The organism is Mycolicibacterium sp. 624 (assembly GCF_040548615.1).
Taxonomy (GTDB): Bacteria; Actinomycetota; Actinomycetes; order Mycobacteriales; family Mycobacteriaceae; genus Mycobacterium.
The window spans coordinates 354,820-376,706 of sequence record NZ_JBEPRZ010000005.1 but is presented as its reverse complement, the minus strand read 5'-3'; the positions used below and the strand labels follow the sequence as shown (position 1 = coordinate 376,706).

General features: G+C 67.4%; 27 protein-coding genes. 18 read left to right on the top strand and 9 right to left on the bottom strand.

Features of this window, described 5'->3' with window-relative positions:
* The first annotated feature begins 23 nt into the window (after window positions 1-23).
* Window positions 24-476 carry a hypothetical protein gene (locus ABIA65_RS21400; protein WP_241401125.1) on the top strand — a complete coding sequence of 151 codons (453 nt, stop codon included), beginning with the start codon at window positions 24-26 and terminating at the stop codon, window positions 474-476.
* A 43-nt stretch (window positions 477-519) separates the two neighbouring features.
* Complete coding sequence (locus ABIA65_RS21395; protein WP_241401124.1) at window positions 520-762, top strand: hypothetical protein; 243 nt, start codon at window positions 520-522, stop codon at window positions 760-762.
* A gap of 149 nt (window positions 763-911) precedes the next feature.
* Here ABIA65_RS21395 and ABIA65_RS21390 read toward each other — a convergent pair whose 3' ends face one another.
* The 3 genes from ABIA65_RS21390 to ABIA65_RS21380 form a co-directional block, all read right to left on the bottom strand.
* On the bottom strand, window positions 912-2,306 hold the full coding sequence (locus tag ABIA65_RS21390) for a hypothetical protein (protein WP_354524833.1): 1,395 nt from the start codon (window positions 2,304-2,306) through the stop codon (window positions 912-914).
* Between the two features lie 623 nt (window positions 2,307-2,929).
* Window positions 2,930-3,310: a nitroreductase family deazaflavin-dependent oxidoreductase gene (locus tag ABIA65_RS21385; RefSeq protein ID WP_241401122.1), complete on the bottom strand. Its 381-nt coding sequence runs from the start codon at window positions 3,308-3,310 to the stop codon at window positions 2,930-2,932.
* On the bottom strand, window positions 3,307-3,690 hold the full coding sequence (locus tag ABIA65_RS21380; protein WP_241401121.1) for a nitroreductase family deazaflavin-dependent oxidoreductase: 384 nt from the start codon (window positions 3,688-3,690) through the stop codon (window positions 3,307-3,309). Before ABIA65_RS21380 ends, ABIA65_RS21385 begins: the two co-directional genes overlap by 4 nt.
* Before the next feature lie 22 nt (window positions 3,691-3,712).
* Here ABIA65_RS21380 and ABIA65_RS21375 point away from each other — a divergent pair, with 22 nt between their 5' ends.
* The 8 genes from ABIA65_RS21375 to ABIA65_RS21340 are packed head-to-tail and all read left to right on the top strand — an operon-like array spanning window position 3,713 to window position 11,196.
* On the top strand, window positions 3,713-4,099 hold the full coding sequence (locus tag ABIA65_RS21375; RefSeq protein ID WP_241401120.1) for a nitroreductase/quinone reductase family protein: 387 nt from the start codon (window positions 3,713-3,715) through the stop codon (window positions 4,097-4,099).
* Between the two features lie 58 nt (window positions 4,100-4,157).
* Entirely contained in the window at window positions 4,158-5,474 is a 1,317-nt protein-coding gene (gene hemL, locus ABIA65_RS21370; RefSeq protein ID WP_354524832.1) for a glutamate-1-semialdehyde 2,1-aminomutase, read from the top strand.
* On the top strand, window positions 5,474-6,088 hold the full coding sequence (locus ABIA65_RS21365; RefSeq protein ID WP_354524831.1) for a histidine phosphatase family protein: 615 nt from the start codon (window positions 5,474-5,476) through the stop codon (window positions 6,086-6,088). Before hemL ends, ABIA65_RS21365 begins: the two co-directional genes overlap by 1 nt.
* Window positions 6,089-6,092: 4 nt before the next feature.
* The gene (locus ABIA65_RS21360) at window positions 6,093-6,692 is read left to right on the top strand and encodes a TlpA disulfide reductase family protein (protein ID WP_354524830.1); all 600 of its coding nucleotides are present in this window, start codon (window positions 6,093-6,095) and stop codon (window positions 6,690-6,692) included.
* A complete protein-coding gene (locus ABIA65_RS21355; protein WP_241401116.1) occupies window positions 6,689-7,492 on the top strand; it encodes a cytochrome c biogenesis CcdA family protein in 804 nt (267 codons plus the stop codon). Before ABIA65_RS21360 ends, ABIA65_RS21355 begins: the two co-directional genes overlap by 4 nt.
* Window positions 7,493-7,548: 56 nt before the next feature.
* Entirely contained in the window at window positions 7,549-9,063 is a 1,515-nt protein-coding gene (locus ABIA65_RS21350) for a cytochrome c biogenesis protein ResB (protein ID WP_241405841.1), read from the top strand.
* Window positions 9,060-10,043, top strand: coding sequence for a c-type cytochrome biogenesis protein CcsB (gene ccsB / locus ABIA65_RS21345; protein WP_241401115.1), 984 nt, complete (start codon window positions 9,060-9,062; stop codon window positions 10,041-10,043). Before ABIA65_RS21350 ends, ccsB begins: the two co-directional genes overlap by 4 nt.
* A 1-nt stretch (window position 10,044) precedes the next feature.
* Window positions 10,045-11,196, top strand: coding sequence for a MinD/ParA family ATP-binding protein (locus ABIA65_RS21340; protein ID WP_354524828.1), 1,152 nt, complete (start codon window positions 10,045-10,047; stop codon window positions 11,194-11,196).
* Window positions 11,197-11,199: 3 nt separating this feature from the next.
* On the opposite strand, the gene ABIA65_RS21335 is transcribed toward ABIA65_RS21340, so the two are convergent.
* On the bottom strand, window positions 11,200-11,361 hold the full coding sequence (locus ABIA65_RS21335; RefSeq protein ID WP_241401113.1) for a hypothetical protein: 162 nt from the start codon (window positions 11,359-11,361) through the stop codon (window positions 11,200-11,202).
* 49 nt (window positions 11,362-11,410) lie between these two features.
* On the opposite strand from ABIA65_RS21335, the gene ABIA65_RS21330 reads away from it, so the two are divergent.
* The 3 genes from ABIA65_RS21330 to ABIA65_RS21320 all read left to right on the top strand — a co-directional run bounded on the left by ABIA65_RS21330 (window position 11,411) and on the right by ABIA65_RS21320 (window position 12,628).
* Entirely contained in the window at window positions 11,411-11,719 is a 309-nt protein-coding gene (locus ABIA65_RS21330; protein WP_241401112.1) for a DUF4229 domain-containing protein, read from the top strand.
* Between the two features lie 124 nt (window positions 11,720-11,843).
* Window positions 11,844-12,059 carry a helix-turn-helix domain-containing protein gene (locus tag ABIA65_RS21325; protein ID WP_241401111.1) on the top strand — a complete coding sequence of 72 codons (216 nt, stop codon included), beginning with the start codon at window positions 11,844-11,846 and terminating at the stop codon, window positions 12,057-12,059.
* Window positions 12,060-12,061: 2 nt separating this feature from the next.
* The gene (locus ABIA65_RS21320; RefSeq protein ID WP_354524827.1) at window positions 12,062-12,628 is read left to right on the top strand and encodes a Clp protease N-terminal domain-containing protein; all 567 of its coding nucleotides are present in this window, start codon (window positions 12,062-12,064) and stop codon (window positions 12,626-12,628) included.
* A 5-nt stretch (window positions 12,629-12,633) separates the two neighbouring features.
* Here the strand turns inward: ABIA65_RS21320 and ABIA65_RS21315 are convergent, their stop codons facing one another.
* The 3 genes from ABIA65_RS21315 to ABIA65_RS21305 form a co-directional block, all read right to left on the bottom strand.
* The gene (locus ABIA65_RS21315; protein WP_354524826.1) at window positions 12,634-13,080 is read right to left on the bottom strand and encodes a DUF2510 domain-containing protein; all 447 of its coding nucleotides are present in this window, start codon (window positions 13,078-13,080) and stop codon (window positions 12,634-12,636) included.
* Between the two features lie 106 nt (window positions 13,081-13,186).
* Complete coding sequence (locus ABIA65_RS21310; RefSeq protein ID WP_354524825.1) at window positions 13,187-14,590, bottom strand: HNH endonuclease signature motif containing protein; 1,404 nt, start codon at window positions 14,588-14,590, stop codon at window positions 13,187-13,189.
* 161 nt (window positions 14,591-14,751) lie between these two features.
* Window positions 14,752-15,624 (bottom strand): 1,4-dihydroxy-2-naphthoate polyprenyltransferase, encoded by an 873-nt coding sequence (locus ABIA65_RS21305; protein WP_354524824.1) that lies wholly within the window; start codon window positions 15,622-15,624, stop codon window positions 14,752-14,754.
* Between the two features lie 70 nt (window positions 15,625-15,694).
* On the opposite strand from ABIA65_RS21305, the gene ABIA65_RS21300 reads away from it, so the two are divergent.
* The 3 genes from ABIA65_RS21300 (at window position 15,695) to ABIA65_RS21290 (ending at window position 18,751) form a co-directional block, all read left to right on the top strand.
* Window positions 15,695-16,489 carry an S-methyl-5'-thioadenosine phosphorylase gene (locus ABIA65_RS21300; RefSeq protein ID WP_354524823.1) on the top strand — a complete coding sequence of 265 codons (795 nt, stop codon included), beginning with the start codon at window positions 15,695-15,697 and terminating at the stop codon, window positions 16,487-16,489.
* Window positions 16,486-17,517 (top strand): NAD-dependent epimerase/dehydratase family protein, encoded by a 1,032-nt coding sequence (locus ABIA65_RS21295; protein ID WP_354524822.1) that lies wholly within the window; start codon window positions 16,486-16,488, stop codon window positions 17,515-17,517. Before ABIA65_RS21300 ends, ABIA65_RS21295 begins: the two co-directional genes overlap by 4 nt.
* A gap of 106 nt (window positions 17,518-17,623) precedes the next feature.
* A complete protein-coding gene (locus ABIA65_RS21290; RefSeq protein WP_241401104.1) occupies window positions 17,624-18,751 on the top strand; it encodes a nitronate monooxygenase in 1,128 nt (375 codons plus the stop codon).
* Between the two features lie 7 nt (window positions 18,752-18,758).
* On the opposite strand, the gene ABIA65_RS21285 is transcribed toward ABIA65_RS21290, so the two are convergent.
* Together ABIA65_RS21285 and ABIA65_RS21280 are read right to left on the bottom strand one after the other, a co-directional pair.
* Window positions 18,759-19,787: a sensor histidine kinase gene (locus ABIA65_RS21285; RefSeq protein ID WP_354524821.1), complete on the bottom strand. Its 1,029-nt coding sequence runs from the start codon at window positions 19,785-19,787 to the stop codon at window positions 18,759-18,761.
* Window positions 19,774-20,463 (bottom strand): response regulator transcription factor, encoded by a 690-nt coding sequence (locus ABIA65_RS21280; protein ID WP_354524820.1) that lies wholly within the window; start codon window positions 20,461-20,463, stop codon window positions 19,774-19,776. The genes ABIA65_RS21285 and ABIA65_RS21280 overlap by 14 nt, the downstream gene beginning before the upstream one ends.
* Before the next feature lie 102 nt (window positions 20,464-20,565).
* On the opposite strand from ABIA65_RS21280, the gene ABIA65_RS21275 reads away from it, so the two are divergent.
* Window positions 20,566-21,222: a glycosyltransferase gene (locus tag ABIA65_RS21275; RefSeq protein WP_241401101.1), complete on the top strand. Its 657-nt coding sequence runs from the start codon at window positions 20,566-20,568 to the stop codon at window positions 21,220-21,222.
* Window positions 21,219-21,887: a TIGR04282 family arsenosugar biosynthesis glycosyltransferase gene (locus ABIA65_RS21270; protein ID WP_241401100.1), complete on the top strand. Its 669-nt coding sequence runs from the start codon at window positions 21,219-21,221 to the stop codon at window positions 21,885-21,887. Before ABIA65_RS21275 ends, ABIA65_RS21270 begins: the two co-directional genes overlap by 4 nt.

Here is a 21,887-nt window from a genome sequence, read left to right as displayed (position 1 = left end):
TAGGCCGATAGCATGCATTCAAGTTGTCGACTCGAAGGGACGGTATGGCCGCCATCCGCAGGGTTTCTGTGATTTTGGGTTCGGTGCTGGTGGCCGCGATGGTCTCGTCGAGCGCGGCGTGGGCGGGTGGCCCCGCCGGAGTGGTCGAGGACACCGACATGTCGAGGGCCGTCGGTTCCGGCCTAATCGAGGGAGCCCTGACGGGTTTCTCCGCATCTGGTCCAACCAACGCGGCGGCAGTGGAAGCCGTGGTGGCGGCATGTCAGAACGCAGGCGCCGAACAGTGCAGCAGTGACGAGGTGACCAACGACGTCTTCTGCGTGGTGTCCGTGGGCGCCGACGACGGTAGTGGCATCGTGTCGGGTGGCGCTGGCGACACCGTCGAAGCAGCCCGTGCTGATGCATTTCGGCACGTCGGTCAGGCCGACCTGGTGCTCGATCCAGGGGCCCGGGTACTTGCATCGTCCTGCCCGTGAGTGGCGATTCGGTGGACAGGATTCTCAGCGGGAATGAGGGGCTATGACGAATCGCAACAAGTACGTGAAGGCGCTGCTATTGGCGAGTGTGATTGTGGGGCCGCTCATCTCGGCTCCGGCCGCCGGCGCTGTACCGACCTGTCAGGACGGCGGCAGCGTGACCCGATGTGAGACCAGTGGCAGCGTGTCGATCAAGGCGGTACCGACGCCTCGGGCACCCACGGTGGCGGACATCAACAACAATCAGCGAAACAGGAATAGGTCGGGAATCGTCCTGTCCTGGTAACGGCCATCAGGAATCGTGCGATGGAGCGTGAGTATCAGCCACCACACGACATCCATCTGTGTCGCCTCTTTCGTTGGCGGGCAAGGAAATCGGCCCCCTCCTAGGGGAGAGGGGGCCGATTCGCTTGCATCCGACGACTCAGGAGCGGGTCAGCTGTCGCTGCCGCCATCGGAGCCATCGTTTGAGCCCCCGGCGTTGTCGCTGGTGCTGCCGGCGTCACTGGTGTCACCGGTGGTCGGGCTGGCCGACTCATCCGTGGCCGCCGATCCCGAGCCCGTGCCTGCATTGGTGCTCGAGCCGGTCTTGCCGGGTACTGCCTTGTTGCCGCCGCTGAGATCGGTGGATCCGTTGCGCGATGGCTTCGAGCCGTTCGATTCCTCGGAAGCAGTGGGGTCTGTGCTCTCGGCGGTGTGGTCGACGACACCGGTGTTGTCGGCCGCGGGCGTCTCCGTCTCAGGTGCCTCGTCCTCGATGACCGTGCCTGCTTCGCCGCCGTCTACCTCGGACGGCTCACTGGCCGTTGGCGTCCCGGTTGCCTCGGACTGCGGAGTCAGCGATGACGTGAGGGCCTTGACCGCCTTGGCAACCGCTTCGCTGGTGTCCGAAATGTTGCTGACGGCAGTGTGTTCGACTGCGGGTAGCACCTCGGTGACACCGGTCTCCGCATCGGTCTCGACCGCTGGTGCTTCGTCGATGACGTCTGCTGGCAACTCGCGCGCGGTGGCCGGTGCATGCCAGCCAATTGCCGTCGCAATCATCCGAGGAATTGTCACCAACAGGGTTTGGATCAGGCCCCTGTTGAGTGACGAAGGGTCAGTGGTGAACAGCCCTGTTGTCCCTCCCGCGATATCGTTGTAGTAGCCATTCAGGATCGCGCCGGCGAGTACGGCGGGAGCGTTGATGACAGCGCTGAGTGCCCGAATCGGGTCGCCAGCGTTGATGGCGTTGAGAACACTCTGGCCGATATCGCCGGACGCATTGATGGCGCCCTCTATCGGATTCAACACACTCAGCCCGAGCGGCATCAAGATGTCCGGCACCACGGCGAATGCGTTCACCAGGTTCCGACTCATGCCGATGGGGATCTGCATGATGTTGATCAGCGGATTCGCGAAAGCGAACAGGCGGAACAGGATAGTGCTGACATTGGCCGCTGCGCCGCTGATGTTGCCTGCCATCAGGTTTTTGGCGGCTTCCCGGACCCAATACGCCCCTTGATAGTCAGCTGCGGATGTGAAGAAGCGGATGTAGCTCATGGCGGCGGCGTCGATTGAGCTGAAGAGCAACTGCCCGTTGGCGACCTGGTTGGCGATGACCTGCTGCAGGATTGGAAAGGGGGCAGCGGCGATGTCGCCACCGATATGCGAGATGTTGTTGAACGTCGTACCGAAGACTTCCATCCATGAAGTGGCTGGGTAGGTGACGCCGGTGAGTTCTACCGCGGCTGAAGAGGTATGAATCGCCGAGGCCGTCGCTTCGGCGAGTCGTGGTGCGACCGGGCTGATCGGACTCACGGCTATGACAGCGGCACTGGCTAGAGTCACACCGGCAGTGAAGGTTGATCGTATAGCTAACTGCATGTGGGGCTCGTTTCTGCGCGTGATTTTGGACGCTGTAGAAGCTACCTGAGGAAATTCTCAGGTACTGCCGCCTGAATGAAGCTGGCCGTGGACCGGTGCAGAAGCGCCGTTGGTCGGCAATCCGGGACCACGTGCTCCGGCGCTGGTCGCCAAGGGTCCTCTCGTACATCGGCAAACTGGCTATTTCGATCTATTACTTCAAGTGGAAAGCAGTTTCGGTGGAATTGGAACTAGTTCCTACGTGTGATGGTCGGCGGTCAGGCCCGCTTCCCAAACCGATTTCTGCTGTGCGTTTATCCGCCCGGACACCGGATCACTGGCGTCAGCACATGAACAAGCGTCGTTGGTGTTTTTACTCAGATACAGCAGATCGCAGCAAATCGAGACTGGCTCGGGTCTGTGCGGCCGAGATGGGTGCGATCCGCCTGGCTCGAAGGAGTCGCGGAGCGACCAGTGTGGGTCCGAAAGGGCTGCAAGAAACCGGGACGCTAGCACTGCGGACACCGGCTGGTCGCAACGTGAACAGCACTCGGCCGACTCGGGTTCAGCAAACTTTGTGGACAGCGGAGCTAGGGGCCCGGCGTAGGTCAGGCGCGGCGCAGCAGTAGCGCCGTCGGCGTGCGCATCAGGCCGATCATCTGACGCCAGGGCGAATCCAGCAGCGCCGCTGCGTCTCTCGTCGGCACGATCCGAGGGTCGACGACGGCGAACGTCTCACCGCTCATCGTGACGCGGCCGCCGTCGGCGGCCATTAGGTTGCGCACCCAGTCCCGGTCCTCGCCGTACGCGAGAAGGATTGCCACGCCGTCGGGCGTGGGGAACACCGACACCGGGGTGCGGTACACCGTCCCGCTGCGGCGCCCGCGGTGCTCGATGATCGACCACATCGCGAACCTGCCCGAGATCGGGCGGACCACCCGGTTGACGACGCGGCGGTTGAACCGGGCCCGTGCGTCGGCGAACCTCATCCCACCCTCGTGAGCAAGACGGCCTCGGCGAACGGCAATCGCGTGAAGATCGGCCGCCAGAGCCCCGTCACCGACGGCGCCGCCTCGGCCTTGGACATGACCCGGGGCGCAGTGACCGCGAAGGTCCTGCCGTAGCGGCGTATCTGCCCGCCGTCTGCGGCGATGACGTTCTTGAGCCAGTCCCGGTTCGGGCCGTAGGTGAGCAGGATGGCTATGCCGTCATCGGTGCTGAAAACCGTGAGCGGGGTGCGGTAGGGCTTGCCCGACTTGCGGCCGACGTGTTCAAGAATTCCCATCGTCGGCACCCAGCCGGCCCACAGCCGTTGGATCGGGTTTGTCACGTGACGGTTGAACCGAGCCAACCATTGCGGTAGCTGCATCACACCATCAAACTCTTAGCTCATGGCCTATCTCAAGCCCCCGTGGTTCACCCGCGTGATCTTCAACAGGGTGGCGATGGCGACGGGTGTCGGCAACAGCGAGACATTGACTGTCACGAGGCGTGTGAGTGGGCAGCCGCAGCAGATCCCGGTCGTCGTGCCCGAGGTGGCTGGCGTCAAGTACCTGGTCTCGACCCGCGGCGAGACGGACTGGGTGCGCAATGTGCGGGCCGACGCCTCGGTGCGGATAGGCGACGTCAGCTACGTGGCGGCCGAAGTTCCCGTCGAGCAGCGGGCCCCGATCATCGCCGCGTACCGGCCATTGGCCGGAAGGGTCGTCGACGGTTACTGGCGCAAGCTGCCCGGCGATGCCGACCACCCGGTGTTCGCGCTGACACCCGCTCCGTAATCGCTCCCACTACACCCTGTAGTTGGTCGCTGGCGATTCGGCTGGAACACTGGTGCCCATGTCCGTCCCCACAACCACCGAGGCATCGCAGCGCTTGTTCGCCGAGGCCGCCGCAGTGATCCCCGGTGGGGTGAACTCGCCGGTCCGGGCGTTCAGCTCCGTGGGCGGCACGCCGAGGTTCATCACCAAGGCCAATGGCTGCCTGCTGACTGACGCCGACGGCAACGAGTACGTCGACCTGGTGTGCTCGTGGGGACCCGCACTACTTGGCCACGCCCATCCGGTGGTGGTCGAGGCCGTGCAACGCGTCGCCGTCGACGGTCTGTCCTTCGGAGCGCCCACGCCGGCCGAGACGGAACTGGCCACCGAGATCATCGGCAGGGTCGCAGCGGTGCAGAAGCTGCGTTTGGTGAACTCGGGAACCGAGGCCACCATGAGCGCCATTCGGTTGGCTCGCGGGTTCACCGGCCGCGCCAAGATCATCAAGTTCTCCGGCTGCTACCACGGCCACAGCGACGCGCTGCTTGCCGACGCCGGCTCGGGTGTCGCAACGCTGGGTCTGCCGTCCTCGCCGGGTGTCACCGGAGCGGCCGCCGCCGACACCATCGTGCTGCCCTATAACGACGTCGCCGCGGTGGAGGAGACGTTCGCATCGTTCGGCGATGAGATCGCCTGCGTCATAAGTGAAGCCGCCGCGGGCAACATGGGCACGGTCGCACCGCAGCCCGGCTACAACGCCGCACTGCGCCGCATCACCGCCGAGCATGGCGCACTGCTGATCCTCGACGAGGTGATGACGGGATTCCGGGTGAGCCGCGCCGGCTGGTACGGCGTCGATCCGGTGGACGCCGATCTGTTCACGTTCGGCAAGGTGATGAGCGGTGGCCTGCCCGCCGCGGCGTTCGGCGGCCGCGCCGAGGTGATGGACCGCCTGGCCCCGCTCGGGCCGGTCTATCAGGCGGGCACGCTGTCGGGTAACCCGGTGGCGATGGCCGCAGGTCTGGCCACGCTGCGGGCCGCCGATGACGCCGCCTACGCGACGCTGGACGCCAACTCCGCACGGCTGTCCGGGCTGGTATCCGATGCCCTGACAGAAGCCTGTGTGGCGCACCAGATCTCGCGGGCCGCGAACATGTTCAGCGTCTTCTTCTCCGAGGCTCCGGTGACCAACTTCGCGACGGCCAAGGCGACGGACACCTGGCGCTTCCCGCCGTTCTTCCACGCCCTGCTCAATGCCGGGGTGTACCCGCCGTGCAGTGCCTTTGAGACCTGGTTCGTCTCGACGGCGCTGGACGAGCAGGCGTTCGACCGGATCGCCACCGCGCTTCCCGATGCCGCCCGTGCCGCCGCGGCCGCCGACCGGCCGGCCACCTGATGGCGGAGACGACCACCGTGCACGTGATGCGGCACGGCGAGGTGCACAACCCCGAGAAGGTGCTGTACGGACGGCTGCCCGACTACCACCTCTCCGAGCGCGGCCGGGCGCAGGCACAGTCCGCGGCGGACTGGTTGGCGCGCAACGACGTCGTCTACGTGGTGGCCTCGCCGTTGGAACGGGCACAGGAGACCGCGGCGCCCATCGCTGAGAGCCACGGGCTGCCCATCGACACCGACGCCGATCTCATCGAGTCGTGGAACCAGTTCGAGGGGGAGCGGGTCGCCCCCGGAGACGGGGCGCTGCGCGACCCGAGGAACTGGCCCAAGCTGCGCAATCCCATGAAGCCGTCGTGGGGTGAGCCCTATGAGGAGATCGCGCCCCGCATGACCGCGGCTCTGCACAGGGCCCGAGCGCGTGCCGAGGGCCACGAGGCGGTCTGCGTCAGTCATCAGCTGCCCGTCGAGACGCTGCGTCGCGCGATGACGGGACGCAAACTGCCCCACCTGCCGCTGCCGCACAGCCGGCTGTGCAACCTGGCCTCGATCACGTCGTTCACCTTTTCCGGTGATCGCCTGGTCAGGTGGGGTTACACCGAACCGTGGGGCCTGTAGCGCGATGATTGGCGGGAAGTGGCTGGCGATCGGCGTTGCGGCGGTAACACTGCTGCTGGCCGGATGCTCCACTGGTGACGACGCCGTCGCCCAGGGCGGCTCGTTCGAGTTCGTCGCTCCCGGTGGCAAGACCGACATCCTGTACGACCCGCCGGAAAGCCGCGGCAAGCCGGGACCGATCTCCGGGCCCGACCTGCTCAACCCGGCGAAGACGCTGTCGCTGACCGATTTCGACGGCAAGGTCGTCGTGATCAACGTGTGGGGGCAGTGGTGCGCGCCATGTCGCTCCGAGATCCCGGAACTGCAGAGGGTCTACGACGAGACGCGCGAGCGGGGTGTCGCGTTCCTCGGCATCGACGTGCGGGATAACAACCGCCAGGCGGCGGTGGACTTCGTGGTCGACCGCAAGGTCACCTTCCCGTCGATCTACGACCCGTCGATGCGGACGATGATCGCGTTCGGCGGCAGATATCCCACCACGGTGATCCCGTCGACGATTGTGCTGGACCGCCAGCACCGGGTGGCGGCGGTATTCCTTCGTGAACTGCTCGCCGAGGATCTGTTGCCCGTCGTCGAGCGGCTGGCAGGCGAGCCGGCGACATGAGTGTTCTGGCAGCGAGTCTCGACCAGGTCGGTGACCTGGTGTCGACCGGACCCCTGCTGCTGGCCCTGGGCGTCAGCGCGCTCGCAGGCCTGATCTCCTTCGCGTCGCCGTGCGTGGTGCCCCTCGTGCCCGGCTACCTGTCCTACCTTGCAGCAGTCGTCGGTGTGGACGACGAACCGGGCCGGCAGAACGGCGGTGTGGCCCTTCGCGCGGCACGGTGGCGCGTCGCGGGTGCTGCCGCGCTCTTCGTCGGCGGATTCACCGTCGTGTTCTTGCTCGGTACTATGGCCGTCCTCGGGATGACGACCACGCTGATCGTCAATCAGCTTCTGCTGCAACGCATCGGCGGCGTGGTGACGATCGTGATGGGCCTGGTGTTCGTCGGCTTCATCCCGGCACTGCAGCGTGAGGCGAGATTCACGCCGCGGCAGGTGTCGACGCTCGGCGGGGCGCCGCTGCTGGGTGCGGTGTTCGGTCTGGGCTGGACGCCGTGCCTCGGCCCGACGCTGACCGCGGTGATCGCGGTGTCCTCGGCGACCGAGGGGGCGAATGTGGCGCGCGGCGCGGTGCTGGTGGTGGCCTACTGCCTTGGTCTTGGAATCCCGTTCGTGCTCTTGGCGTTCGGGTCGGCGCGTGCGATGCGGGGTCTGGGCTGGCTGCGCCGGAACACCCGGACCATCCAGGTTTTCGGCGGCGTGCTGCTGATCCTGGTCGGTACGGCGCTGCTGACCGGGCTGTGGGCTGACTTCGTGTCCTGGGTCCGCGATGCCTTCATCACCGATACGAGGCTGCCTCTGTGAAACGCGTCAAACGTCTCACCGCGTACGTCCGCAACACGTGGCGAACCCTGACCTCGATGGGTACCGCGCTGGCCCTGCTGTTCCTGCTGGCGCTGGCCGCGATCCCGGGCGCGCTGGTGCCGCAGCGCAGTCTGAATGAGAGCAAGGTCGACGAGTACCTCGCCGATCACCCGGTGCTGGGGCCGTGGTTGGACCGCGTGCAGGCCTTCGACGTCTTCTCCAGCTTCTGGTTCACCGCGATCTATGTGCTGCTGTTCATCTCGTTGGTGGGCTGCCTGACACCGCGGCTGGCCGAGCACGTCCGGAGCCTGCGCACGACACCGGTCGCGGCGCCGCGCAATCTGGCGAGGCTGCCCAAGCACTTCGAGGGTGAGACTCCAGGCGACGTCGAGGCTGTGGCGCAACAGACGTCGCAGCGGCTCAAGGGCTGGCGGCAGACCACCAGGCGCCAGGGTGAACAGATCGAGATCTCCGCTGAGAAGGGTTATCTGCGCGAGTTCGGCAATATCGTCTTCCACTTCTCGCTGCTGGGTCTGCTGATCGCGATCGCCGTCGGCAAGCTGTTCGGCTACGAGGGCAACGTCATCGTCATCGCCAACGGGGGACCCGGCTTCTGCTCGGCCTCGCCCGCCGCGTTCGACTCGTTCCGCGCGGGTAACACCGTCGACGGCACGTCGCTGAACCCGATCTGTGTGAAGGTCAACGACTTCGACGCCACCTACCTGCCGACCGGTCAGGCGCTGAGCTTCGCAGCCAACGTCGAGTACCAGGCGGGCGAGGACCTCGAGTCCAACACCTGGCGGCCCTACCGGCTCGAGGTGAACCACCCGTTGCGGCTCGGCGGTGACCGGCTCTACCTGCAGGGCCACGGCTACGCGCCGACGTTCACCGTCATCTTCCCCGACGGGCAGACCCGAACCCAGACGCTGCAGTTTCGCCCGGACGACCCGCAGACGTTGCTGTCCTCGGGTGCGATGCGGTTCGACCCGCCCGCGGGCACGTATCCCGACGCGGGGGACCGGCGCAAGAATCAGATCGCCATCCAAGGGCTGTTCGCACCGACGGAGCAGTTGGACGGCACGCTGCTGTCCTCAAGCTTCCCCGCGCTCAACGATCCCGCCGTCGCCATCGACGTCTACCGCGGTGACGCGGGCTTGGACACGGGCCGACCGCAGTCGGTGTTCTCGCTTGATTCGCGGCTCATCGGCCAGGACCGGTTGAAGAAGGAGGCGCGGGTCAACCTCGGGGAGGGCGAGTCGACCCGGCTCGCCGACGGCACGATCGTCCGATTCGACGGCGCGGTGCCGTTCATCAACGTGCAGGTCTCCCACGATCCGGCACAGGTGTGGGTGCTGATCTGGTCGATGTCGATGATGGCCGGACTGCTCGTCTCGCTGGTGGTGCGCCGGCGCCGCATCTGGGTTCGTATCGCACCCGCGGAGCCGGGTACCGTGAGCCTGGAATTGGGCGGTCTCGCGCGCACTGACAACTCCGGTTGGGGTGACGAGTTCGAGAAGTTGACCGCGCGGCTGGTGCCGCACGCGGGAGAGAGGGCGCTGGATCGCACATGAACACCTATGACATCGACATTGATCTGGCCCGGTACTCGGACTGGGCCTTCACATCGTCGACCCTGATCCTGGTCGCGGCGATGCTGCTGCTGGCCGTCGAACTTGCCTACAGCCGCAGCCGCAAGGTTGAGGAGCGCGAACTCGTCGGCGCCGCAGCCGGCGGGGTTGCCGCCGACAGCGCCCGGCCCGGCGTCGTCGCCGATGTGCCGCGCCGCCCGGTCGACGAGCGGATCGGTCGGGCGGGGCTCGCCCTCGTCTACGTCGGCATCGCGATGCTGCTGGTCTGCATCGTGCTGCGCGGCCTGGCCACCTCACGCGTGCCGTGGGGCAACATGTACGAGTTCATCAACCTGACCTGCTTCTGCGGTCTCCTCGCCGCCGCGGTGGTGTTGCGGCGTCCGCAGTACCGCGCGCTGTGGGTCTTCGTCCTGCTGCCGGTGCTGATCCTTCTGACCGTGTCGGGTCAGTGGCTTTACAGCCACGCCGCGCCGGTGATGCCAGCGCTGCAGTCCTACTGGCTGCCGATCCACGTGTCCGTGGTCAGCCTGGGTTCGGGGGTTTTCCTCGTCGGCGGTGTCGCGAGCATCCTGTTCCTGCTCAAGATGTCCTCGTTGGGCGCACCCGGACGCGAGGGCGTGGTCGCGAGCATCGTGTCGCGGCTGCCCGACGCGCAGACACTGGACCGCATCGCCTACCGCACGACGATCTTCGCGTTCCCGATTTTCGGGTTCGGCGTGATCTTCGGCGCCATCTGGGCTGAGGAGGCGTGGGGCCGGTACTGGGGTTGGGATCCCAAGGAGACGGTGTCCTTCATCGCCTGGGTGGTGTACGCCGCCTACCTGCACGCCCGCTCGACGGCGGGCTGGCGCGACAAGAAGGCGGCCTGGATCAACGTCGTCGGTTTCATCGCGATGGTTTTCAACCTGTTCTTCATCAACCTCGTCACGGTCGGACTGCACTCCTACGCGGGAGTGGGCTGACTTGGCTTTCTCGGGGTCTCCGTCGGCGTTCGATCCGCCGACCGGGTTCCGGGCGCAACAGCGCTTCAGCGACCCATCGGAGACGGTGCCCCCGGAGTGGACCGCGCCGACCCCGCCGCGGGGCATTCCGCTAGCCCCACTGCTGGCCGCGGCGGCACAGGCCGGGCCGGTCCCGACTGTCGCACCCGTCGAACCGGCGGTGCCTGCCAGCTTCTTCGATCCTGGCGCCGACCTGTCATCCATCGCGCTACTCGGCCAGCCCAAGCGCAAGCCGTCGCGGGGCTGGCGACGCTGGCTTTACCTGACGTCGGGAACGCTGATCAACCTCGGCGAGGGACCCCGCGAGATTCACCGCAGGGCCATGGCGGCGCAAGCCAGCCGTCCGTTGCGCGGCTGCTACCGGATTGCACTGCTATCGCTTAAGGGTGGCGTGGGCAAGACGACGATCACCGCGACGATGGGTGCGACCTTCGCGTCGGTCCGCGGTGACCGGGTGATCGCGGTCGACGCCAACCCCGACCGCGGCACGCTGAGCCAGAAGGTGCCGCTGGAGACGCCGTCGACAGTGCGCCACCTGTTGCGCGACGCCGAGGGCATTGAGAGTTACAGCGACGTCCGCAATTACACGTCGCAGGGTCCGAGCCGGCTCGAGGTGCTGGCCTCGGAGAGCGACCCGGCGGTGTCGGAGGCGTTCAGCAGTGACGACTACGCCCGGACACTGGAGGTCCTCGAACGCTTCTACAGTCTGGTGCTCACCGACTGCGGTACCGGCATGCTGCACTCGGCGATGTCGGCTGTGCTCGACAAGGCCGACGTGCTCATCGTGATCAGTTCCGGAGCGGTCGACGGGGCCCGCAGCGCGTCGGCGACGCTGGACTGGCTCGACGCGCACGGCTACCAGCAGTTGGTGCAGGATGCGATCGTCGTCGTCAATGCGGTCCGGCCGCGGTCGGGAAGGCGCGGTCCTCGGGTCGATCAGGGCAAGGTCGTCGATCACTTCGCCCGGCGGTGCCGCGCGGTGCATGAGGTGCCGTTCGATGCGCATCTGGAGGAGGGCGCTGAGATCAGCCTTGATCGGCTGCGGCCTGAAACCCGTGACGCGCTGGTCGAACTGGCGGCCACGGTCGCGACCGGGTTCCCGGCGACGCGCTGAGGCTCAGCGTCCGTCGGGGTCGGGGTGATTAAGCCTGCGCAGGAATTCGGGGTCGTCGTCCGGGCCAACCACCCGGGTCCGCGGGGCGTTTGCGGAGGCACGGTAAATCCGCCAGGCCGCATAGGCCAGCCCCGCCAACATCGAGACGACGAGTAGGTAAACCACAGAGAACCTCCTTCACCTGAATATACGCGTCGTCGGTACGCTCGTTCCCATGAGTCAAGGTCGACCAGGAACCCGAATGTTGCTCGACATGGCCGCGTATGCGGGTGCGCGGTTGGCTCTGGTCGCCGCTCTGACCGGCGTGATCGTCGGTGTCGGCCACCTGATCGGCGTCGGCGACTTTCCGGTGGTGGTGGCGCTGCTGTTTGCCATCGTCGTCGCCCTGCCTCTGGGTATCTGGCTCTTCGCCCCGCTGCGGCGGCGCGCGACGGCTAGCGTCGCGGAGTTCGACGAGCGCAGGCGATCGGACAAGGAACAGCTGCGCGCCCGGTTGCGTGGCGACGGCCCCTCCGACGCCTGAGCCGACACCTGACCAAACCATGACGTAGCGCCGGGGCTTTCGGCGCTGAATTCAGCGACCCCGGTCCACCACTGGGCTGTCAACGTTTCTTGACGGCTCCATGCTGTCAACCTAGATTGACACCATGACGGGAATCGACGGTCTCGACGCCGACGCGATGAGCGCAGTTGACCCTGCCGAGGGCCTGCGGGCGGTGCGCGCCCTGCAGCGACTGCAGGAGCGACTCGAGGCCGTCCACGTCCTGAATGCCCGTGAGCAGGGATGGAGCTGGCAAGCGATCGCCGAGGCGCTCGGTGTGAGCCGGCAGGCGGTCCATCAGAAGTACAACCGGAGGAGATGATCATGTTCGAGCGATTCACCCGCAGCGCTCGGGTTGCCGTCGTCCTGGCGCAGGAGGATGCGCGTGAACTCGAGGCGCGAGAGATCAAGCCCGAGCACCTTCTCGTAGGAGTCCTGCAGAGTTCGGATCACGCCCTGTCGACATTGCTCGGCGGCTTCGGCCTCACAGCCGATGCCGTCCGCGCGCGGTTGATGGCAGGGCTGGGTGGCGACGAGCAGTCGTTCGAGGAGGACGCGGAAGCCCTCCGATCGATTGGTATCGACCTGGGCGCCGTTCGAGACAGCGTGGCCCGCAGATTCGGCGCCGACGCATTCGACAATGCGTTGCATCGCTCCGGTCGGCGCAAGGGCCGCCGCGGACACATCCCGTTCACCCGGTCCGCCAAGAAGTCGCTCGAACTAGCGTTGCGGGAAGCGATCCACCACGGAGACAAGGAGATCCGCAGCGAGCATCTGCTGCTGGGCATATTGCGCGGCGCGGATGAGAGGGCAATCGGGCTCATCGATGAGCACGTGCCGGTATCGCAGTTGCGCGGCTCGATCCTCCACCTGCTCGACGACGCGGCGTGACCTGATCAGTCCGCGGCCAAATCGCGGACGGCCTGCAAGCAGCCTCTTCTCAAATCCTTCACGCGAGTGCTTCGCCTCGAATCGTCGTACTTGATCTTGTCGATCAGCGCCAGGCTGCACGCTCCCTCTGGGGAGGAGCCGAGTCTGACCAGAGTGGCGGCCTCGGCGCCCGCGGCGTAACCCTCCTGGTACCACTGGGTTTTGTGCTCGCCGCCGGATAGCAACGCGTAGAGGATGAACCCGCCGATCACCACGACTGCCACCAGCGCCAGCGTGATCGGCAGAGCCCGGGACGTGCGCCGCGCGGGCATGCCATAGGCCGGGTACTGCGGGTGCTGGTGGGGAGCCGGGTTGCGGTGATCGGTCCAGCGCTGCCCGTCCCACCAGCGCAGACCGCCGGAACCGGTGGCGTCGTCATACCAGCCCGGGGGGACGCCGCCGTGGTGTGTCACAAAACGCAGCGTAACCGGCGACGGCCAGCGCCGAGTGCACACCGGGTGTGCTCAACGAAAATCGCAGGGCCACAAGGAGACTGCCGGTCGCGGTGAGATGTCGACACTAGGGACCCTCGCCGTCATCCGAACCTTCATCGGTTGGGTGCAGCATGCGTTCGGGGTGGTGCAGGTCGTTGGTGCGGGTTTGGCCGGTGTCCAGGTGTGGGGGTGGGATCCATTCGGTGCGGCCGTCTTTGCGTTTTCGGGTGGTCCACTGGGTTTGTTCGATGAGGCGGTTGTCGGGTCCGCAGGCCAGGGTGAGTTCGTCGATGTTGGTTTGGCCGCCGTTCTTCCAGTCCGCGACGGCGTGGTGGGCCTGGCATGTGTAGCCCGAGGCTGTGCAGCCGGGTCGGGTGCAGCCACGGTCTTTTGCGTAGAGCACGATGCGTTGGGCGCCGGTGGCGCAGCGTCGGGTGCGCCCGAGGTGGAGGGCCGCTTCGGTGTGTTGGTCGAACACCGCCAGGTAGTGGAAGGCGTGGGAGGCCTGTGCGATGAGATCGCGCATGGGTAGGCGGGTGCCGCCTGCGGTGATGGCGTGCCCGGTCCCGGATTCGAGTTGTTGCAGGGTGGTGGTGACGATGATGGTGGTCGGTAGCCCGTGGTGTTGGCCGAGTTGTCCTGTGCACAGCAGGTTGCGGCCCATGGCGAGTAGGGCGTCGTGGTTGCGTTGGTATTGGGTGCGGTCATCGCTGTCGATGGCGGCGTCGGTGGGTTCGCCGTCGATGGTGGGTGTCTGGTCGTTGGGGTTGCACATGCCGGGCTTGCCCCATTTGGCGAGGATCGGTTCGAGGGTGGCGCGCAGTTGGGGGGTGAGGTGTCCGCTGATGCGGCTCAGCCCGTCAGCGCCTTGGTTGCCGATCGAGATGCCGCGGCGGCGGTCGCGTTGGGCGTCGGTGTAGTCGCCGTCGGGGTGTAGCAGCGCGAGCAGCAGAGCAGTGGCACTGCGCAGCCCCTCGGGGCTTTGTTTGGCGGCCACACGCACCAGGTCGGTCTCGGCGTCGGTGCGGGTCTGGGTGTCGATGTGCTCGGGTAGGTCGGCGAAGAACTTGCGGATGATCGCGATGTGTTCGGTGTTGATCTGGCCGCGGGCCTGGGCGGCGGCGGTGCGCTCCAGCACCGGTGGTAGCGGTTGGCCGGTCAGGGTGCGCCGCGGCGCGAGGTCGGCGGCGGTGTCGATGCGCTTGCTGGCCTCGGTGGTGCTGATCCGCAGCCGGAAGGCCAGTAGCTTTCGCAGTGTGGTGTCACCCAGCTCCATCGGGTTGGCCTCAGCAGCCAGCCGGTTGAGGACGCGATTCCCGGTGACGGGCAGTCTGCGGTTCACCCGTTCCAGGCGGTCCATGACATCGAGGAGTCTGGGGTGGCTCATCGTGTCGATGGTTGCCTGGTCCAGGTCGTCGAGGGCGGCGTCGAGCGCATCGAGGGCCGCGGCGACCGGGCCCTCGTAGTCATGCAATTCCGCCACCGACATACTTCGAACACTAGTTCGATGCACCGACAGGTTTGGCCTGGATTGTGACTAGTGAAACCAAAGGGGCAGAAGAGAATTCACCAATCTGGCGAGCGTGCGCAAACTCGTATCCGAGACCGGCGTGTCGCCCGCAGACACGCGCCCTCGTGGGAGAGGAGGAGCTAGCTGGCGAGGGTGAGCGCCGCGGCGACGGCGATCGACCACACCAGCATCGTCAAGCCGGTGTCGCGCAGCACGGGAATCAGATCGCGCCCGCCGAGACCCTTGCGCACCGGTGCCGCGGCGCGCACTGCCAACGGCAGCGCGACAAGTCCCACCGCACACCACGGCGTCGCCAGCATCAGCACCAGCGTCAGCACGAACGCCAGGACCACCAGTGCCTGAAACAGCACCCGCGTGCGGGCGTCACCGAGGCGGACGGCCAGCGTGATCTTGCCCGACGTCTTGTCGGTGGGGATATCGCGAAGGTTGTTGGCCACCAACACCGCAGAGGACAGCGCGCCGGTCGCGACGGCTAGCGCGGCGCCGACCCAGTCGATGCGCAACGCCTGGGTGTACTGCGTGCCGAGCACGGCGACCAGACCGAAGAACACGAACACCGCTACCTCGCCAAGCCCGCGGTAGCCGTACGGCGTCGAACCTCCGGTGTAGAGCCACGCGCCCGCGATGCATGCCACGCCGATCGCGATCAGCCACGGGTCGCTCACGAGGGCCAGGGCGAGGCCCGCCGCGGCGCCGATGGCCAGGCTGGTCATGGCGGCGGTCAGGACGGCACGCGGTGACGCTAGCTTCGATCCGACGAGCCGCAGCGGCCCGGTCCGCACGTCATCGGTGCCCCTGATGCCGTCGGAGTAGTCATTGGCGTAGTTGACGCCGACGATCAGCGCCAGCGACACCACCAGAGCAAGCAGTGCCTTCCACCAGACGGCGGAGTCCAGCCATGCGGCCGCGCCCGTTCCGGCGAGGACGGGGGCAACGGCGTTGGGCAAGGTTCGGGGACGGGCGCCCTCGATCCACTGCGCGATACTGGCCACGGCGTAATCCTTGCATTGCGGGCGGGCCGTCGACGCCGGGGTATGCAGGAGAATGGACCAATGACCGCGGATGCGAGGGGCTAATCGGGTGCTTGGAGTCATCGGTGGCAGTGGTTTCTACTCGTTCTTCGGACCAGAAGCGCGCAGTGTCGACCTGGACACCCCGTACGGGGCTCCGAGTGCACCCATCACGGTGGGCGAGGTCGGCGGGCACGAGGTGGCGTTTCTGCCGCGGCACGGCGTCGGTCACGAGTACTCCCCGCACACCGTGCCGTACCGCGCGAACATGTGGGCGCTGCGAGCGCTCGGCGTGCGGCGCGTGTTCGGCCCGTGTGCGGTCGGCAGCCTGACCCCCGAGTTGGGGCCCGGTGCGATGGTGGTGCCCGACCAACTCGTCGACCGCACCAGGGCACGGCTGGACACATACTTCGACTCGGGCGGCATTCACGTCGGGTTCGCCGACCCCTACTGCCCGACGCTGCGAGGGGCCGCGACCAGCCTGCCCGGGGTGATCGACGGCGGCACCATGGTCGTCATCCAGGGTCCCCGGTTCTCCACCCGCGCGGAGAGTAAGTGGTTCGCCGATCAGGGTTTCAGCTTGGTCAACATGACCGGCTACCCCGAGGCAGTGCTCGCCCGCGAACTCGAGATGTGTTACGCCGCCATCGCATTGGTCACTGATCTGGACGCGGGCATCGAGGCGGGGTCGGGCGTCACGACCGTCGATGTGTTCGCGGAGTTCCAGCGGAACCTGGTGCCGTTCAAACAGCTGCTGCACGAGGCCATCGCCCAGGTGGACACGGAGCGCACCTGCACGCACTGTCTTGCTCACGACGGCGTGGACCTTCCGTTCGAACTGCCGTGAGGGTCCTGCTGACCGGCGCCGCCGGGTTCATCGGCTCGCGGGTACGCGCCGCGCTCACCGCTGCCGGGCACGAGGTCATCGCGATCGACGCCATGCTCAGCGCCGCGCACGGCGATACCTCGGCACCGCCCGACGGCGTGCTCGAGGTGGACGTCCGGGACGCGTCGGGTCTGGCATCGCTGCTGCCGGGGGTCGACGTGGTCTGCCACCAGGCGGCCGTCGTGGGTGCAGGTGTTGACGCCGCCGACGCGCCGAACTACGGCAGCCACAACGACTTCGGCACCACGGTGCTGCTGGCCGAGATGTTCGCGGCGGGCTGTCGCAGGCTGGTCCTGGCGTCATCGATGGTGGTCTACGGCCAGGGGGCCTACGACTGCCCCGCGCACGGCGCCGTCGACCCGCTACCGCGCACGCGTGCCGACCTTGACGCCGGGTCGTTTGACCATAGGTGCCCCATCGGTGGTGAACCACTGCAGTGGCGGCTGGTGGGGGAGGACGCCCCGCTGCGGCCGCGCAGCCTCTACGCGGCCAGCAAGGTGGCGCAGGAGCATTACGCGTTGGCGTGGGCCGAGGCGACCGGCGGTTCCGTTGTCGCGCTGCGCTATCACAATGTCTACGGTCCACACATGCCGCGCGACACCCCGTACTCGGGTGTTGCGGCGATCTTCCGATCGTCCATCGAACGAGGCGAGCCACCAAGGGTTTTCGAGGACGGTGGCCAGATGCGCGACTTCGTGCACGTCGACGACGTCGCGGCGGCCAACGTCGCCGCCGTCGCGGCGCGGCGGGATGGGTTCGCCGCATTCAACGTCTGCTCGGGCAGGCCGGTATCGATCCTCGACGTGGCGAGCAGGCTCTGTGAGGCCCGCGACGCGGCACCGCCGATCATCACCGGTGACTACCGCAGCGGTGACGTCAGGCATATCGTCGCCGACCCGGCGCGGGCCGCTGACGTGCTGGGATTCCGCGCGGCGATCGATCCGCGCGACGGACTGGCGGAGTTCGCGTTCGCGCCGTTGCGGGGCTGAGGCATTTTCTGGGCGAGCGAAGCGACGGGGTGCGCATTCTGAGCGAGCGAAGCGACGGGGTGCGCATTCTGGGCGAGCGAAGCGACGGGGTGCGCATACTGACAGAGTGAAACTCGACATCTGTCAACAATTCGGCATCGACTTTCCGCTGTTCGCGTTCAGCCACTGCCGCGACGTCGTCGCCGCGGTCACCAACGCAGGCGGCTTCGGTGTGCTGGGTGCGACGGCGTACACCCCCGAGCAGCTCGACCGGGAGCTGTCCTGGATCGATGACCACGTGCACGGCAAGCCCTATGGCGCCGACATCATCGTGCCCGCCAAGTTCGAGGGCAAGGGCGAAGGCCTGACCCGCGACGACCTCGCCCGCCGGATCTCCGATGATGACCGCCAGTTCGTGGCGTCGCTGCTGTCGGCGCATGGTATCGAGCCCGAGGCGTCGCCGCGGCTGGGTGGAACCATGCTGTCCGGCGACACCGGCCCCGAACTTCTCGACGTGGCGATGAGCCACCCCATCAAGCTGATTGCCAACGCGCTCGGGGTGCCGCCGGACTACATGATCGAGGCCGGCCGTGAGCGCGGCGTCCCCGTCGCCGCCCTGGTCGGCGCCAAGGAGCACGCCCTCAAACAGGTGGCGGCGGGCGTCGATCTCATCGTGGCCCAGGGCACCGAGGCCGGCGGGCACTGCGGTGAGGTGAGCACCCTGGTGCTGATCCCCGAGGTGCTCGACGCCATCGAGCAGGCGGGTGCCGCTGTGCCCGTCCTCGCCGCGGGCGGGATCGTCACCGGCCGGCAGATGGCCGCCGTGGTGGCGATGGGTGCCGCGGGCGCCTGGACCGGTTCGGTGTGGCTGACCACCGAGGAGGCCGAGACCGCGCCGCACACCGTGCAGAAGATGCTCGCCGCCACGTCCCGCGACACCGTGCGTTCCGCGGGACGCACGGGAAAGCCCTCGCGCCAGCTGGTTTCGGACTGGACAGATGCGTGGCAACCCCACGCAGATGGCCGTCAGCCGCTACCGCTTCCGCTGCAGTCGATGTTGGCCGAGCCGGTGCTGCGCCGCATCGACACCCTCGCCGAACAGGGCCACCCCGGGGCGCAGGAGCTGGCCACGTACTTCGTCGGGCAGGGCGTCGGGATGATGAACAAGGTCAAACCCGCGCGCGAGGTGGTGCTGGAGTTCATCGACGACTACCTGGCGGCCGCCGAGCGGCTGAGCGGCACACTGCCGGACTAGATACGTCTCACTCCCCGCCGGCCAGCGGCAGCCGAACCTCGAACCGGGCACCCGTGTCCAGGTTGTAGGCCGACACCGTGCCGTGGTGCGCCTGAACCAGGCCCGCGGCGATCGCCAGGCCGAGGCCCGACCCGCTGGGCAGTGAGGCGTCCGAACGGGGCACCCGATCGTTGGAGCCCCGGTAGGCGATGTCGAAAACGCGGGTCAGGTCGGCTTCATCGATGCCGACGCCGGTGTCGTCGACCCGCGCCCAGGCACCGCGCTCGTCGGCGCCGATCGCGAGTTCGACGGTGCCGCCCTCCGGGGTGTGCGCGATGGCGTTGGCCACGAAGTTCGACAGCACCCGCACCAGGGCCCTGTCGCTGCCAATGACCCGGACGGGATCGGCGGGCACGTCGGAGCGCAGCATGACGCCTGCCCGCTCGGCGGCGATGCGGTGCGCGGCAAGAACGTCGTCGACGACCTCGTCGAGTGCGACCCGGTCATAGGCGGGTTGGACTGCGCCAGCGTTGATCTTCGACATCTCGAACAGGTCATCGACCATCTCCGAGAGTCGGATGGTCTCGTGTTCGATGTGCTTGGCGTGCGCGCGCACCTCATCGTCGGCGACCACGCCGTCGGCGATGGCCTCAGACACCGCGCGGATACCGGCCAGCGGGGTGCGCAGGTCATGGCTGACGAAGGCGACCAGGCGGCGCCGGGACTGCTCGGCGGCCTGTTCGGAGTCGCGGATCTCCCGCTCCCACACCATCCGCCGGGCCTGATAGCGCGCCAGCATGATGGCGGCCGGAATGGTGACGACCGAGACGATGACGAGCACCACGACGATGCGTTCGAAACCGTCCGACACCATGAAGCCGCTGGCGCCGAGGAATCCGGTGAACGTGGCCACCGTGGGGATCAGGGCGAGGACCACCATGCTGACCGTCAGCGACCACGACCGCGCGAGACGAATCACGATGGCGCCCACCGCGACGACCGGCACCGAGCACGCCAGCGCGATGAGGACGATCCCCCACAGGTCAGTCGACTGCATCCGGTGCCCGGCTCCACATGTAGCCACGTCCCCAGACCGTCTGCACACGGTGTTCGTCACCGAGTTTTGAGCGCAGCCGCTTGACGTGCACCGTGACGGTCGAGAGATCGCCGAAGTCCCACTGCCAGACCCGCTTCAGAAGTTCCTCGCGGCTGAAGACCGTGCCGGTGTGGGTGAGGAAGAACAGGAGCAGGTCGAACTCACGGTTGGTCAGGCTGATCGGCTGCTGCCGGATGAGCACCGACCGCGCCGCCGCCGAGACCGTCATGTCGCCGACGCTCACCACCACCTGCGGGGCATCGGCGGAGCCGGGGGAGCGGCGCAGCACCGAGCGGACCCGCAACGCCAACTCGCGTGGGCTGAATGGTTTGGTGAGGTAGTCGTCCGCGCCGGCTTCGAGGCCGGCGATGCGGTCGTCCTCCTCGCCTAGTGCGGTCAGCAGGATGACGGGGATGGCGTAGCCGCCGCGCTCGCGCAGTGTCTGGCAGAGCGCGAGGCCGCTGGGACCCGGCATCATCACGTCGAGCACCGCGACGTCGATGTGCTCCGAGCCGAGTGCGCGCAGCGCCTCGTGACCGTCCTTCGCGACGGTCACGGCGAGGCCGTCCCGCTCGAGATAGCGGCGCACCACATCGCGCACGACGATGTCGTCGTCGGCGATCAGCACACGGGTCACGACGTCCAACCTAGCCCCGCATGGCCACCACCTGCATGGACGTCACGGATTCGTCAGCGGTCAGGGGTTTGCACACCGGGCGGCGCGGCTAGCCTCGGGCTTGTGAACCGGTGTCAGGTCACGGTGGTGCTGCCCTGCCTCAACGAGGCGCAGTCGTTGCCCGGGGTGCTCGCCGCGATCCCGGAGGGTTATGTGCCGCTGGTCGTCGACAACAACAGCACCGACAGCACCGCTGAGGTGGCCAGACGGTGCGGTGCCGAGGTGGTCAGCGAGAGGCAGCCCGGTTATGGCGCCGCCGTCCACGCCGGGGTTGTCGCCGCGAACACGCCGTTGGTGGCGGTCATCGACGGGGACGGCTCGATGGACCCCGGTGATCTGCCCGCATTGGTGGCGGCGGTCGTGGCCGGGGCCGATATGGCGGTGGGGCGGCGCAGGCCCCTGGCGACCACGCGATGGCCGTGGCACGCGCGGCTGGGCACGGCTGCGGTGTGCTGGCGACTGCGCCAACGGCACGGCATCGATGTGCACGACATCGCCCCCATGCGGGTGGCCCGCAGGGACGCTTTGCTGGCGCTGGGTGTAGCCGACCGGAGGTCTGGGTACCCGCTGGAATTACTGGTCCGGGCGGCCGCCGCGGGCTGGAGTGTGGTGGAGCGCGACGTGCCCTACGGCTCGCGCACCGGCGGCAAGTCCAAGGTCAGTGGCTCGCTGCGGGGGAGTTTCGTTGCGGCCCTTGACTTCTGGCGGGTGATCTCATGACACTTCAGGTGACCTTGCTGGTGGTTGCCAAGGCCCCGGTGCCGGGCCTGGCCAAGACGCGGCTGGCCAGGAACCTCGGTGCGCAGGCCGCGGCTGACGTTGCCGCGGCGGCCCTGCTGGACACCCTGGACGCCGTGGCGGACACGCCCGTGGTGAGCCGGGTCGTGGCGCTGACGGGGGACCTGTCGGCGGCATGCCGTGGGGTCGAGATCACGCAGCGGCTCACCGGCTTCAGGGTGGTGGAACAGCGTGGAGCCGATTTCGCCGAACGCCTGGCCAACGCCCACACCGACGCCTCGCGGGCCTGCCCCGGCCTGCCCGTCCTGCAGATTGGGATGGACACCCCGCAGGTCAGCGATGATCTCCTCGCCGAGACCGCGGTGACACTGCTCGGCACCGACGCGGTGCTGGGCATGGCGACCGACGGTGGGTGGTGGGTGCTTGGTGTGTCGACGCCGAGCCTGGCCCAGTGCCTTCGCGACGTACCGATGTCGACGTCGGACACCGGTGCACTCACGCTTGCCGCCCTGCGCGACGCCGGGGCCGAGGTGGAACTGGTGCGCGAACTGGCCGATGTCGACACCATCGAGGATCTCGCCGCCGTGCGACGAGTGTGCAGGCCGGATGGACGTTTCCATCGCGCGTCGCAAGCAGCGGGGGTATGA